The organism is Dysgonomonas mossii DSM 22836, assembly GCF_000213575.1.
GTDB classification, from domain to species: domain Bacteria; phylum Bacteroidota; class Bacteroidia; order Bacteroidales; family Dysgonomonadaceae; genus Dysgonomonas; species Dysgonomonas mossii.
Genome location: NZ_GL892010.1, coordinates 165,091 through 177,956, shown reverse-complemented (window position 1 = coordinate 177,956; position 12,866 = coordinate 165,091). Strand labels below are relative to the sequence as shown.

At 35.8% G+C, this 12,866-nt stretch carries 15 protein-coding genes and 1 pseudogene; 4 read left to right on the top strand and 12 right to left on the bottom strand.

Annotated elements, in window-relative coordinates; all coding sequences use genetic code 11:
* From HMPREF9456_RS14645 to HMPREF9456_RS14640, 3 genes and pseudogenes are all read left to right on the top strand, one after another.
* On the top strand, positions 1-281 hold a 281-nt coding region (locus HMPREF9456_RS14645; protein ID WP_006844335.1), incomplete at its 5' end, for a tyrosine-type recombinase/integrase.
* A gap of 158 nt (positions 282-439) precedes the next feature.
* A pseudogene (locus tag HMPREF9456_RS17110) lies at positions 440-529 on the top strand (Cas9 inhibitor AcrIIA9 family protein); the annotation flags it as partial.
* Between the two features lie 213 nt (positions 530-742).
* Positions 743-3,055, top strand: a complete 2,313-nt coding sequence (locus HMPREF9456_RS14640) for an eCIS core domain-containing protein (RefSeq protein ID WP_006844334.1) — start codon at positions 743-745, stop codon at positions 3,053-3,055.
* A 199-nt stretch (positions 3,056-3,254) separates the two neighbouring features.
* On the opposite strand, the gene HMPREF9456_RS14635 is transcribed toward HMPREF9456_RS14640, so the two are convergent.
* The 6 genes from HMPREF9456_RS14635 to HMPREF9456_RS14610 all read right to left on the bottom strand — a co-directional run bounded on the left by HMPREF9456_RS14635 (position 3,255) and on the right by HMPREF9456_RS14610 (position 7,576).
* Positions 3,255-4,406, bottom strand: a complete 1,152-nt coding sequence (locus HMPREF9456_RS14635) for a hypothetical protein (RefSeq protein WP_006844333.1) — start codon at positions 4,404-4,406, stop codon at positions 3,255-3,257.
* 50 nt (positions 4,407-4,456) lie between these two features.
* Positions 4,457-5,008, bottom strand: coding sequence for an AbiH family protein (locus HMPREF9456_RS17630; RefSeq protein ID WP_081462095.1), 552 nt, complete (start codon positions 5,006-5,008; stop codon positions 4,457-4,459).
* Entirely contained in the window at positions 4,954-5,757 is an 804-nt protein-coding gene (locus tag HMPREF9456_RS17625; protein ID WP_006844331.1) for an AbiH family protein, read from the bottom strand. The genes HMPREF9456_RS17630 and HMPREF9456_RS17625 overlap by 55 nt, the downstream gene beginning before the upstream one ends.
* A gap of 32 nt (positions 5,758-5,789) precedes the next feature.
* Entirely contained in the window at positions 5,790-6,188 is a 399-nt protein-coding gene (locus tag HMPREF9456_RS14620; RefSeq protein ID WP_018075071.1) for a hypothetical protein, read from the bottom strand.
* A gap of 193 nt (positions 6,189-6,381) precedes the next feature.
* On the bottom strand, positions 6,382-6,948 hold the full coding sequence (locus HMPREF9456_RS14615; RefSeq protein WP_006844329.1) for a hypothetical protein: 567 nt from the start codon (positions 6,946-6,948) through the stop codon (positions 6,382-6,384).
* A 196-nt stretch (positions 6,949-7,144) separates the two neighbouring features.
* Positions 7,145-7,576 (bottom strand): DUF3872 domain-containing protein, encoded by a 432-nt coding sequence (locus HMPREF9456_RS14610; RefSeq protein WP_006844327.1) that lies wholly within the window; start codon positions 7,574-7,576, stop codon positions 7,145-7,147.
* Between the two features lie 41 nt (positions 7,577-7,617).
* Between HMPREF9456_RS14610 and HMPREF9456_RS14605 the strand changes: the two genes are divergently transcribed.
* A complete protein-coding gene (locus tag HMPREF9456_RS14605) occupies positions 7,618-7,902 on the top strand; it encodes a YciI family protein (protein WP_006844326.1) in 285 nt (94 codons plus the stop codon).
* Here HMPREF9456_RS14605 and HMPREF9456_RS14600 read toward each other — a convergent pair.
* From HMPREF9456_RS14600 to traJ, 6 genes are all read right to left on the bottom strand, one after another.
* Entirely contained in the window at positions 7,899-8,480 is a 582-nt protein-coding gene (locus tag HMPREF9456_RS14600; RefSeq protein WP_006844325.1) for a conjugal transfer protein TraO, read from the bottom strand. The two genes, HMPREF9456_RS14605 and HMPREF9456_RS14600, sit on opposite strands and share 4 nt — an antisense overlap.
* Positions 8,481-8,526: 46 nt before the next feature.
* Positions 8,527-9,492 (bottom strand): conjugative transposon protein TraN, encoded by a 966-nt coding sequence (gene traN / locus HMPREF9456_RS14595; protein ID WP_006844324.1) that lies wholly within the window; start codon positions 9,490-9,492, stop codon positions 8,527-8,529.
* 52 nt (positions 9,493-9,544) lie between these two features.
* Positions 9,545-10,831, bottom strand: coding sequence for a conjugative transposon protein TraM (gene traM / locus HMPREF9456_RS14590; protein ID WP_006844323.1), 1,287 nt, complete (start codon positions 10,829-10,831; stop codon positions 9,545-9,547).
* Entirely contained in the window at positions 10,821-11,150 is a 330-nt protein-coding gene (locus HMPREF9456_RS14585; RefSeq protein ID WP_006844322.1) for a TraL conjugative transposon family protein, read from the bottom strand. Before HMPREF9456_RS14585 ends, traM begins: the two co-directional genes overlap by 11 nt.
* Positions 11,151-11,161: 11 nt before the next feature.
* Positions 11,162-11,785 (bottom strand): conjugative transposon protein TraK, encoded by a 624-nt coding sequence (gene traK, locus HMPREF9456_RS14580; RefSeq protein WP_006844321.1) that lies wholly within the window; start codon positions 11,783-11,785, stop codon positions 11,162-11,164.
* A 68-nt stretch (positions 11,786-11,853) separates the two neighbouring features.
* A complete protein-coding gene (traJ, locus tag HMPREF9456_RS14575) occupies positions 11,854-12,846 on the bottom strand; it encodes a conjugative transposon protein TraJ (protein WP_006844320.1) in 993 nt (330 codons plus the stop codon).
* Between the last annotated feature and the right edge of the window lie 20 nt (positions 12,847-12,866).

Below are 12,866 nucleotides of genomic sequence, written 5' to 3'. Positions count from 1 at the left end.
GAAAAGAAAATCCTGCATTTTTCACAGGACATATAAGCTGCCATACACTTCGGCACACAAAAGCAATGCATTTGCTTCAAGCCGGAGTTATACTCCATCATATAAGGGATATTCTTGGACATTCTTCTGTTATGACAACAGAAATATATGCACGTTCAGACTCAAAGCAAAAAAGAGAGGCAATAGAAAGAGCTTATTTACGACTAAGCCCCAATATTGAATCGGAAAATCTATGGGAAAAGGACAAGGGATTACTTGAAGAGTTGATGAGCTTCCGATAAAAATCTTATTTCATCCGTTCGCCAGTCAATACAAAGACGAGCGGATGAAATTTATTATGTAAAGAAAAAGCGTTAAGCAAATCCTCTAATTGATTGTAATATAGGATTTTTAAAAAGAGAAAAGCTGTTATCTAAACATAATGTATAGCTACGCATAATGTTGTACTTACATTTTAAACGAAGTAAAAAAAAGCGGTTGTAATGGCTTCACCGATGATGAAGTTTACTCAATGGCAGTACATTATTATCCAAAGTATATTTTTATCCGAAGTGTACAATTTATCATCATTGATATATAGCTAATTAACTTATTTACTTGTTAGATTGACTTTTGATAATGATAAGCTAATAATATAGAAACTGTCTATCCATTGAGGATGATTGATATGATTTACCTGATTGCGAAATAAAACTTCGTGATTAAGTGTTATCTTTGGTAATATCTTCAAAATCAAATCATCATGAGAGAATATTCAAAGAAATCCGAAAGTCAATCTCGTACACTGGATAGTAATCCCAAAGCATCCAGACAAGCGCCTATTGATGTGATTCTTCAACGATATAAAGAACGAAATATACAGCGATATGAAGAGGATGAAGAATTGATACAAGCCAAACTTGAGACAGCACAGCGTGAAAAAATAGACGAAGACGAGCTATTGCAAGGAAAGTTTGAATCTGTTCCTACAAGGGAACAAAAATCTATGCAGCGAGAGGAAAAGCCAAATAACACGGGGCTTCCCGACAACCTGAAAACTGGTATAGAAAACCTTTCGGGTTATAGCATGGATGATGTGCAGGTACATTACAATTCATCTAAGCCTGCACAATTGCAAGCCCTCGCTTATGCACAAGGAACGGATATTCATGTTGCACCAGGACAGGAACAGCACTTACCTCATGAGGCATGGCATGTAGTACAGCAAAAGCAAGGGCGGGTACAACCCACTGTGCAATTGCATGGAGTAAATGTGAATGATAATGAGGGATTGGAGAAGGAGGCTGATGTGATGGGAATTCAAGCTAATACAACACAAATGCAAAAAAACGATAGTTTATCTTATGGCAATATTGCAAACAGCACTCTTCAAAGACAAATCCAAATTTCAGGCTCACCTGAATATATTGCAAAAGTCTTATATCAAATAAATATTCTTCTGGATGAGAATTGGAAAGGCATAATACAAGGTGAAGAAACTCTTGAAATGGAAGATGCATACTTGGATAGAATTGAGGAGTTCATTTCTATTGGAGAGACCCCTGCCGCTAAGTTATTCCGGAGAAGAATTGCAAGTTTAGACAGCGCAGAATACGCAGAATGGGGCATGCAAACCATAATACAAGAAACAGATAAAGCATCTTCTACAGATGGAATGAGTACGGTCAGTTGGAATTCGGAAGAAAAAATGATTTGTTACACGAAAAATGGATTTGAAATAAATCCACCTGAAATTTTACTTGCTCACGAAATAGGACATGCCGATGGGTTTCTTTCAGGTGAAACAAATAGTGCATATAAGAAGGGTGATAAAAATGGTATGTTACCATATATATACTCTGAATCTCTTCAAATAGATGAATCTGCTGAAGAATTAAGAAATACTGGAATATCATCATCGAAACCAGATTCTACATTAGACAACCCTTTTTCTGAAAATGAAATAAGAGACTCGAAAGGTTTATCTAAGAGGTTAATATATAGTAAATTAATCAGTTGGTGGGTAAAAGAAGATACATTGACATTAGATCCTCCTGTAAATAAGGATATTTTAAAGTATTACAAAGAAAAGATTGGACTATTAGGAGTCAAAGAAATTGTCGAGAAAGAAATTCTTGAAGATTCGTCTCTGAATGCTAATAAAAAGCAGGGAATTATCGAAATAATAATCAATTATATCACAACAGAAGGAGCCGAAAGTAAAATAGTTGCCCTAAGCGAAATTCCAGATGATACTACCTCTCTACAAAGCGAGGATAGTACCCAGTTAAAAGAAGAAACAATTTCTAATCCGACATCAAAACCTATCCAATTTGATGATTGGACACTTAAAGGTACAGAAATCCCAAGAGAACCAGGTGGTTTTAACAAAGGAATCAGCGTTGAAGCTGATGCGAAATTATGTACAAGAATTGATCAATTAATTATAAGAGTACGAGAAGCAATAGATGGTGAGAAAAGCGTTTTATTGTATTTAGCAGTTGGAACCGCAAATAAATCTGCAAATGGGACAAATTTCAGTGGAGCTCTTGAACTTTTGGCTATAAGACAACAACAGAAACCTTCAATTATTGATACTGCACAAGAAAAAGGATATACAACTATTGTTCTCAATATTGATGATTTTAGCAGTTCAGAGAGTGATGAGAAATTTGATGGACTTTTTCCTATGTCAGGTAAAACTACAGATGAAAAAGAAGCTCAATCAATAGGAAAACTTAAAGAATTATTCGGTTTAGTATATTCAACAGAAGGTAAAACAACAGAAGGTAAAACAATAAAAGGGCAAGTTATTTTAGTTAATGCCGTTGAAGATACTAAACCTGCAAAAAGTGATACAGATACTTCTTTAGATCATTCGAAATTTAGAGGATACCTGGGTTTTACATCTTTGTTTCCTGGTCGTGATAAAAAGGATCAATTCACCTACGCGACATCCTATCTTGCTCAATATCAAAATTTTGATTTATATAAACCAACAGGACACTCAGTAATGGGATATCTTTATAAATCAGGAATTAGCCTAAGCCAATTAAGTGACTTAACTTTGGAATAATAACAACCATTATAGAAAGGAATCACAAAATGTTTCATTGTTTCGAAATGCTTTCCCCCTCAAATTATCTTCCTATTCCAAAAAATTATGGCTTAGAAAACCCAAATATACAAATCTGATAAATTTGCCCAACTGTCAGATTAAGTCTTAGCTATTACATCTGAACGGAAGAAAAGAAGCAAAAGACCAAAGTGAAAATCTATTTTCTTATTATGACATCCTCTATTTCTCCTTTCTCTACTCGAGCTTGGATAGGATCATCAACTAATATAGTTTTATATTCAATTTCAATTTTAGGCTTAACTATGATTGTTAATTCTCCCTCCTCCTTAAAATCACGGGCAATTAGCTTCCATATAAGAGGAATAGTATACTCTTGCGATAAAGGCTTGATATAAATATTATCTGAACGATCAATGTCATCCCCAACCAAAATTGGGTTATGCGGAATCATTTTTCCAGACATGGAATCCGATGACAATAATGTATTTGACTTTTTGAAAATATCAGTATTTAATCCGATGATGTTTTTTCTATTTGTGTCCTGTAAATCTTGTAAAACTGCACCAAAATTGAAATATAATTTATAATCTTCTATTGTTTCACTTCCAGTATTATGAATCAATAAACGTATACTTGCATAGCTTAGGTTAATTTCACACTCACTATATGTTAAACTAGAGGCAAATTGCATAGGAGAAATTGCATTTCTCAACTTGAGAGCTTGTTGCATTGGGATTATGAGATTCTTTGCATATGAAGAATTCTGAAATTCATCAAAAACTGCTTTATCTCTATAGTAAGTTGTTGTTGTTTTAAACTTTGGAGATAGAATTATTTCTTTTGAACCATTTTCAAAAGAGATCGCGATACTCTTATTTGATTTGAACTTTTGATTTTTGATATACCAATCATGAGTCGCTTTATTTTCATCAATTAATTCTACAATGTCTTCCCATGAAAAAAGATGAATTTCAAAAAGACCTTTACTTTGATGCTCTATATTTTTCATTCTAATAAACTCTTCTATTTTAGCATCTTTCACAGCAGTTGTGGCAAAATACAACTTTCTTAGAGGAGGCAAGAACTCTTTAGCTTTTGTAATTTCTTCAATAATTTCTTTTTCATCGAACTGCTTATTTGTATATTCATCTTTCCCTTTACATTGGATACCATAATAACCAATCTCACTAAAAGGGACTCCATATATATCAACACCATTCTGATTTTGTCCAGCCCTACCGTTTTTCTTAATTTCGGGACACATCCATATTTCACCCCAAAGTTTTTTACAAAGGGATTCGAAATCTTGCCAATTAGATGGTCTACGCAATGATTGAGATGCTTCCATATTTTAACAAATAACAAAAGAGATTAATTTATAAGTATATAGATTATCAATTATATTACTTCTTTGCTAGGAACCAATGGCAAAGAATCCTCCCAATTTACAACTATGTCACGCATTTTGTGTTTATCATTAAAATTACGTGATATATTCCTTATTAAATTACTATAATCATCGGAACCATTTTTAAACTGCCTGTAATAAACCTTGAGAGACACACAATTATTATGTTCAAACAGGGTATTTAATAAAGTCCTGTCTGAATTTCCGCATGAATGCCCCATAACAAAAACCTGATATATCCCAGATTCAATAAACTTTAACAGGGTTCTGTAATTTCGTGTCTGATGGTATTTTATAGATTTAATATTCTCCAAAAAATGGTTATCCTGTAATTTTTCTATCTCTGAGTAGCTATTATCTAGTTCATCACCATATCCAAATATTATGGGATTCTTGTTGCAGTTTAATTCTCCATGAATATTGATAAATTCATAATATGCTTCATCGTTTGTGTATAGCATTTCTGCCGTTTTCGTATAATTAAAGTTTAATAATAATGTATTTGGAAGGCAATAACGTTCCTTGAAAGAATTTCTTTTAATTTTTTTTCAATGAAATATATTTGGGATTCATCTTCAGTATTACATAAATTATATTGAGGATCATTCTTCTTATCCTCTTCGAATTCCATAGGATTGTCAAAACGGTAAATATCAGAAAAGATAGAATTAACAAATTCCTTTCGTTTAGATGTTGCAACATCTTCAATTTCAATCAAGCTTGAAAAAGCTTTCTGTATAGATTCATGTTTTTGTATTTTTTCGTTTTCAACGATACTTATCAAATACTCCTCCAACAGTTTTGTGATAGCAGAGAATTCTTCATTTAGCTTAATAACCTTTTCATTTCGTTTTATCCGGTCTTCCTCCGAAAGAAGCTTTTTCAACGTATCATAATACTCGTTTTCAATATCTAACCAGCTTGTTAAGTAGCATTGAGTGGTTATATGTTCAAAAAACTTATTCTCGAAATGTACAATAATTCTTTTTGTTTTAAACATTTCGTGGTATTCTTCAATTAGTCGAAGTAAATTATTATAAGGATTTTCATCCTCACACAGAAAAACAGATTTCTTATCAGAGATTGAAGTCTCATTCCTACTTTTCACTTCAATACGCACGTAGCCATCCGAATAAGGTCTAATTACCGTATCAATGCCATATGTTAATCCAATTTGATCTATTATTTGATTAGTGAAATTACTCCAATAATCATCTATAAACTCTCGATATCCTGTTTTTAGATTGTGTGCCCTATCAAATCCATTACCAATGATTATAATTCTATTCATGCTTAAATTTTTAATATAAAGATAAAATACCATTACTTCTTTAAGAACACAGGTATTGTTTTGGTTTGTAAGTAATAAGCAGCAATGGTTCGGTGGCGACCATCCTTAAATATATAAGAGTCGTTATTTCTTATTATTGTGGGAGGATCAACATCTAACCTTCTATTCCATCTTTCCAAGATATTCAGGATTCGACTATTACTTCGGACATCATCCTTGAAAATATTATTCAAATCAAAGCATCTTCCCAAATTGGTTACTTCTATTAGTTTTATTATATCTGCATTATATACAATATCGTTTTTCTCAGGTATATATGCCCATAATGGCTTTAAGTTACCAATAGGAGCTAGACTATATTTTGCCAGCCATTTCTTGTAAATATCACTTTTTGCATCTAACCCCTCTCTATCAAGTCCTTTGCACTCCATACAGTAGGGATAAACGTGGCTAGATAAACCTTTTTGTCCACAGATATGACAATAGCACCCTTTATTCATTAGGTAACTATATTGACTTCTACATTTACAACAAAAAACATCATCTATATTCTGAGGGATGATTTCTGCGCACATTATGCAATATCCTTTTCCTCCCTTACTTAGCATACTCATAAATATTCAATTACGCCTGTAATAAATCAAACTCTTTCTGAAATTGCTTTTTCAGGAGCTTTTTTAATTTTGGAATTTCATTGATTATTTCCTCGTCATATACAGAGATCGAGTTTTCTATTGATTTGGCCCAAGGCTCACTGCCTCTTGCTGTTTCCATAAATTTCATGGAATTATAGGATTTCCAAACCTTATCAAACCGATTTTTAATATCATTTATAAGGGTAATAGTATCATCTTCAAAGATTATTTCATTTTCTTGGTAATATTGAAATAGAGAAGTGTAATCACGATAAGCTTCATTTTCCAACTCTTCTTCTGGTTTTCTTTCTCCAATAGTAATAGGTCTCATGAGAATTTCAATGGAGTATTCTGCTTTTACTAATCTCCGATATACTTCACGTATGATATCAAGCCTATCTGTATATACCTTAGAAAAGCGGTAAATACTTTTTTCTTTATATAAGGATATCTGTTGCTCAAATATCTTTTTAAACAGATAAATAATAATTCCAGAGATACCTGTGGCACCAACTGCAAAGAAGCCTATATTTTCAAAGACATTTACCCAATTCATCTTGAACTCATCTAATTGTTATTTGTAATAAAAATACAAAAAAGCCAGAGAATTTATATTCTCCAGCTTTCTTTATTTTTTAGATACAGCAACTATTCCATTTCTTTGCCCCATAATTCAACATCACTTTTAGCCGTCACCAACGAATGAATAATATTTATCCAAGTGAACACATATGAAATAACCATCATTGTCATCATTCTTTGTCTCCTTCCGAATTATCATTATTAAATGAAAATGAAAGCTGATAAGTATTCTGATAATTATCCTCAAAGTAAATATCAATCACCTGCTGATCTTCCGACTTAGAAGTATAATATAGCCGAAACGTTTCTTTATTCAGTTCGTAAGTATCATTCGGTAAAAATACCGTTCCATCATCCATTCTTAATTCCCCTTTACCATCCGGTTGAAAATACCGCAGATAATATTTCGCATTATCGTATCTGACAGACCGTTCCAACTGACAGCGAATCTCAGCAGTCTCTCCAACCTTTAACTTTTTCGGCACAGGTAAGTGAGTAACCTTGAATTCATAACCTTGGCGAATATCAATATCGTCGCTACAGGCACATGCGATACATGCAATCAGTATCGTGTAAATTATATATGATGCTATTCTTCTCATGTCTATTTCTATTGTTTACTTTTGTTTCAAATTTGAATGTTATGTTTATTTTCGTTCTAACCTATCAGAAACCACTTAGTGAGGTTGAAAAGTATCTGGGTATGCACCGCACTTACCTGGATATAAATTATAAAGAAGGCTATTTCATCGCTTCAGGACGACAAGACCCCCGTACCGGAGGAGTTATCCTGTGCAGAGCTGCAACAAAAGAGCTTGCTTTGGAAATTATGAAAGCCGATCCGTTCTATATCAATAAGGTTGCAACATATGATATCATCGAATTTCTTCCTACCAAATATGCTGATGGTTTTGACCGATTTATCTAATTGATAATTATCTTAATTCCCATACCTATTTGCGTGTGGAATTTATTTATATCCGATCCGAGCAATACCCGCTCCCGTGCATTGAGCAGTAACACAAGCCGATCAGTCAGGTACGTTTCTATCTCAAAGCTGACCGCACCGCCATATAAGAAATTATCCTCTGTTGTGATGCTTGCCCCATCAGAGAGCAGCTCTTTACCCCAATTAATCGTTTCATAACCTGTAACAGCGGAAAGCCCCACTGAGAAGAATACTGTTTTACCTGGATCAGATAAGAATTTCAGATAATAACCACCTTCGGCTGTTATTTGAGATATGGGTATCAGCTTATCTTTATACTCATAAGACTTTTGCAGATATTCACCACCGAAAGTCCATCGGTTGCCATTCTTGGTATAAGTAGATAAAGCAATGCTGGAAAAGAATGCCTGTCCGTCTTTCTTTTCCGGATTAAATCCATCCACAAAACCACCTGTTACCTGAATACCCTTTTGTCCGGGTAAGTAACGTTGGGCATGAGCCTGCCCAATAAGGACAACGCTCAATATGAATATTAAAGCTATTTTATATCTATACATTTTGTTATTGTATTCGTGTGTAATAAAAGAGTCAATGACCCTGACCTTATTTAATCTTTAGCTCATTAATCTGCTCTGCCCGTATCAGGTCATCGTTCTCTATGACAAAGGTTTGATTGCGTCCACCGTTCTTTTCAAAGAGTTCAATAACCAATTGCTTATCATTCGGGATCGTTATCTTATCAATGGTAAAGACGGTTCGTTCTGTCTGATTAGCTCCAACCTGAGAAATGAAATTGTAAGCCCGAAGCGGATAGATAACCGTTTCCTGAACAGCCGTCTGTTTTACCATCTTCTTATCGATTATCTTGAATCGGATAAAATCAACATCAAAAGGAACATTCGTTGAATTTTTGATCTGTGTATGCAGATACAAAAGTCCATTGTGACTGTAAATACCTTTAAGTAGATACTGGATACCGAAACGTTTCGAGCCGATATGTTTTATAATTCGTTTATCGTTCTGATAAATGGATCGATTAATCAGATAAACGATGCGGGGCGATTCACTACCGAGTTCCTTCAAATAAATCTCCATCGAGTTATTAGGTCTATTCGTGGCTATACCATCGTGCATAAAGTCTTTCATTTCAATGTTTAGCTTCTCTGGCTCATCGGCATATTTAATATTGAAAGTATAGTAGCTGCCTTCTTCGGTTATTACAGCCATATTTGTCTCGGTTTCAAAACTGCGAACAGCTGCCTTTATTCGTAATACATTCTCCGAGCTTCCCGCTTTTCCTGCAATAATATTATTTGATCCCAAGTCCACATACCGAATCGCAGCAGGGAAGATAACATGCACGGTCTTCTCAAAAGTCACATCTAAACCATATGGCGGAATCATTCGATCAAAGGTTATTTTCTTGGAAAGCCCTTCATAATAATCCCCATAAGTAGGTTTCAATACCTGTTGCAGATCTTCCTGCATATCTTTTGACGTTGTTTCATTCTGTGCATGAGCCACAATTGTTGTCAGCACCAATACTAATGCAATAATATATTTCTTCATTGTTTTATTTCTCTGATTAATAAATACTTGTTTTTATTCAGTTGCAAACTCTTTACTGTTTGGGCATCAGCATGATCCGATAGCCCGATTTAAGGGTAACCTTGACCTGTCGTATTTTTTTCTGCATATATGCCGATACACCCTGTATGGCTCCCTTACTGAGATCGGATGCCAGTTGTGCTCCTGTACTCTGAGTCATCGTAAAACTTGTACCTACGCTATTTCCCATATTGGCTACAATTTCTTTGGCTGCATTCATCTCCAGTGATCCCGGTATATGAATACCTTTCTGTCCATCTGTATCGTAAGTGACCATTTCTACAGGAATGATTGTCCCATCATACTCGATAGAGGATATCAGTATATCCAACCGCTCACCTTGAATTTTGGCAATACCTGTCAGAATCGTGTTTTCGGGAATAAGAGTAGTTCCTGCCACTAATGGTTCGGTTAGTCGCAAACGGGTAGTTTGTCCATCAATTATCGTCTGGTCATCGTGGATAACTGCAGAGATGGTATTTTTACTACTTACTCCTATTTCTCCGTCCATTGTATTGAAGCCTGTGTTTCGTGGTTGGTCATACAGTTGATACAACTCTTCGTTATTGATATTCTGAACCAGTGATGAAACCGTATTCTTTTGCATCTGACGAACTGGGCTGATTATTGTCTTTCCATTTTTAGAAGAGTTATCTTTCCCATAATTATCAATCTTGCTTTTCAATGAATTGGAATTGTTTGATGGTGGATCGGATTGTGTCTGTGGCATATACTTGGCTGCCATCTCATAGGATTTTTCCATCAGGAGCAGTTGTTCATCGACAGCCGACTGTTTATTATCCTTATCCTGCATTTTGGCTTCCAGTTCTTCGAGTTTCTTTTTCATCTCTTCCTTTTCCGGATCGTCTTTGGGCTTTTCATAGAAATTTCCCAATGTCCGATTGATGTCTCTGTAGGCCGATACCGAATTATTAATCGGAGCTTTCTCTTTCTTAATAGCCTGCTGAGGCTCATCATCCAAATTAATGGTTACCTGTTCAGTTTTGGAACTTTCCAGCATATCGGCATAACCCTGTAAGGATTGCATCCGCTCTTTCTGACGTTCTTTCATTTGTTCCTGTTCGTAGGCATCTTGTTTATCTCCAATGATACCGTCTCCTTTGGGATCAGGTATATCGGCATTGAAGCACATACCTATCTGCTCTTTGGCTTTTTCTTTCTCCGATGGAGAGACAATCAGCCAAATACATCCTGCACAAACAATTGCCATCAATGCGAAAATCGCATATTTCTTCAGCTTTTGTTTTTGCTCTTCACTTAGTTTTGGTTTATCTGCCATATGATTGATCTGTTTTATTGTTAGTACTATCCGAAACATCAATATCTGAGTCCGGAATATCCGAATCAAATATTGCATCTGTCGGTTTGGTCTTTTCCAGTTCCAATTGTTTGATATGCTCTATCTTTAGCTGATCCCTGCGTTCCAGTTCCCTTCCCCAATTACTGATTGCCGTAAAAGTGAAATACAGGTTCAGTATTGTAAAGAATAAAAGTATAATGACAATTACAGTTAGTCTCTTATCAGGAGTAATTTCCCCACAGAGGTCTTTTAGCTTATCTTCCAGCCAGTAACCAAGTTCTTTAATTCGCTCTTTCATAGCTCAGCATCTTATCTGTCCAATACCCTTAAATCCTTATTTTCCCGTATCTCAAAAGCTTCGATACTAAACCCGTGCGGATTATTATCCGAACGGACAGAGTTCAGCATTTTACAGGTTGTCACAAGGCTTCGTTCGGTAATATTACTCTCTCTGATAATCATCTGACGGGCATAAGTAATAACCTGATAGGGGTAGACATCGAGATTACAGGAAATACTATCGACCTGTATGGTTTGATTGATATTCCCTGAGATGATCCGATTGTAATATCCCTTCTCTGATAAGTCTTTGTAATAATTGAAGGCTGACTTATCCGACAAGAGCAATGCCCGTTGGATATTACTTTCAATAGCAGACTTATCGGGAGAGAGCGTAAAGAACAATTCGTGAAAACGCCTGACATGTTCACGGGCTTCAACCGGTCTGTTTTGAGACAAGTCCTGAGAAAGTGCGAGCATCAAAGATTTTCCGTTATCCAAGACATATATCTTCTGGCGTTGTGCTTCTGCAAAATTGTAGGCACTCCAAATGGAGTAACCTGCAACAGCTGCACACAAACAGAGAAAGACAATGCCGAAGATGCGAAGTTGCTTAAAGCTCGATTCGATATTTTTTAGTGATTTGAATTCCATTTTTCTTTTTTTAATGTGCCAATTGTTGTTGATTAATATTTATGTAAGTAATAATAGGGAGCGGTGGCTCACCGCCCTTTTAATCGTCCTACAATATTTCCCGCAGCAGCACCTCCGGCACCACCAGCCATTGCTCCGGCTTTGGTTGCTGTATTATTGACATTCTTACCGAAATTGCCCATACCACCTGCAGATATAATCCATCCCGCAACAGTAGGTATCGTGAAATAACCGACAATACCGATAATGAGAAATACGATGTAAATGGCATCGGAACTATCCAGTGAGAAATTCGGATCGGTCTGCATCCGTTCAATATCCGATTGGAGCATCAGGGATTGAAGCCTTGCCAGTATTGTACTAAACAGATCGGAAACAGGCAGCCACAGGTAAACCGATATGTATCGTGTGATCCACTGTGTGAGTGTCGATTGAAAGCCATCCCAGACAGATATGGCAAAAGCCAGTGGTCCGAGAATAGAAAGGACAATCAGAAAGAAGGTACGTATCACATCAATAATTAATGCAGCAGCCTTAAAGACTATTTCCAATATCTCCCGAAAAGCTTCCCGTATCCACTTCTTTGCATTATACAATCCACGTTCAATATACATTCCTGCTATTTCTCCTACATCGGTAATTCCCAGTTGATCCAGCTTCTCTTCAAAGATCTCGTTATCTACTAAGTAGGCTGTCTCCGGATTACGCCTCATGGATTCGTATTCCAGCTTGTCTTTCATCTCCGCATATTTCTGCATATCCAGTGTTTCGGATTGCAGCATCCCGTTTGTACCTTGTACGACAGGACTCATAATACTGTTAATCGTTCCAAGCACTATAGATGGAAAGAACATAATACAAAGACCGATGGCAAAGGGACGAAGCAGAGGATAGACATCGATAGGTTCGGCTCTAGACAGGGATTGCCAAACTCTATATGCCACATAGAATAAGGCTCCCAATCCTGCTATTCCTTTAGCTATACCAATCATATTGCCACATAGGGGCATCATCTGATCATAAAGCGTCCGCAGGGTTTGATGAAATTGATCGAAATCCATGTTTTTTCTTATTTAGGATG

What these genes read in the sequence shown, in the direction of transcription:
- HMPREF9456_RS14640 (WP_006844334.1), top strand. Translation starts at nt 743, where the DNA reads ATGAGAGAATATTCAAAGAAATCCGAAAGTCAATCTCGTACACTGGAT.
- HMPREF9456_RS14635 (WP_006844333.1), bottom strand. Translation starts at nt 4,406, where the DNA reads ATGGAAGCATCTCAATCATTGCGTAGACCATCTAATTGGCAAGATTTC.
- HMPREF9456_RS17625 (WP_006844331.1), bottom strand. Translation starts at nt 5,757, where the DNA reads ATGAATAGAATTATAATCATTGGTAATGGATTTGATAGGGCACACAAT.
- HMPREF9456_RS14620 (WP_018075071.1), bottom strand. Translation starts at nt 6,188, where the DNA reads ATGGAGTGCAAAGGACTTGATAGAGAGGGGTTAGATGCAAAAAGTGAT.
- HMPREF9456_RS14615 (WP_006844329.1), bottom strand. Translation starts at nt 6,948, where the DNA reads ATGAATTGGGTAAATGTCTTTGAAAATATAGGCTTCTTTGCAGTTGGT.
- HMPREF9456_RS14610 (WP_006844327.1), bottom strand. Translation starts at nt 7,576, where the DNA reads ATGAGAAGAATAGCATCATATATAATTTACACGATACTGATTGCATGT.
- HMPREF9456_RS14605 (WP_006844326.1), top strand. Translation starts at nt 7,618, where the DNA reads ATGTTTATTTTCGTTCTAACCTATCAGAAACCACTTAGTGAGGTTGAA.
- HMPREF9456_RS14600 (WP_006844325.1), bottom strand. Translation starts at nt 8,480, where the DNA reads ATGTATAGATATAAAATAGCTTTAATATTCATATTGAGCGTTGTCCTT.
- traN (WP_006844324.1), bottom strand. Translation starts at nt 9,492, where the DNA reads ATGAAGAAATATATTATTGCATTAGTATTGGTGCTGACAACAATTGTG.
- traM (WP_006844323.1), bottom strand. Translation starts at nt 10,831, where the DNA reads ATGGCAGATAAACCAAAACTAAGTGAAGAGCAAAAACAAAAGCTGAAG.
- HMPREF9456_RS14585 (WP_006844322.1), bottom strand. Translation starts at nt 11,150, where the DNA reads ATGAAAGAGCGAATTAAAGAACTTGGTTACTGGCTGGAAGATAAGCTA.
- traK (WP_006844321.1), bottom strand. Translation starts at nt 11,785, where the DNA reads ATGGAATTCAAATCACTAAAAAATATCGAATCGAGCTTTAAGCAACTT.
- traJ (WP_006844320.1), bottom strand. Translation starts at nt 12,846, where the DNA reads ATGGATTTCGATCAATTTCATCAAACCCTGCGGACGCTTTATGATCAG.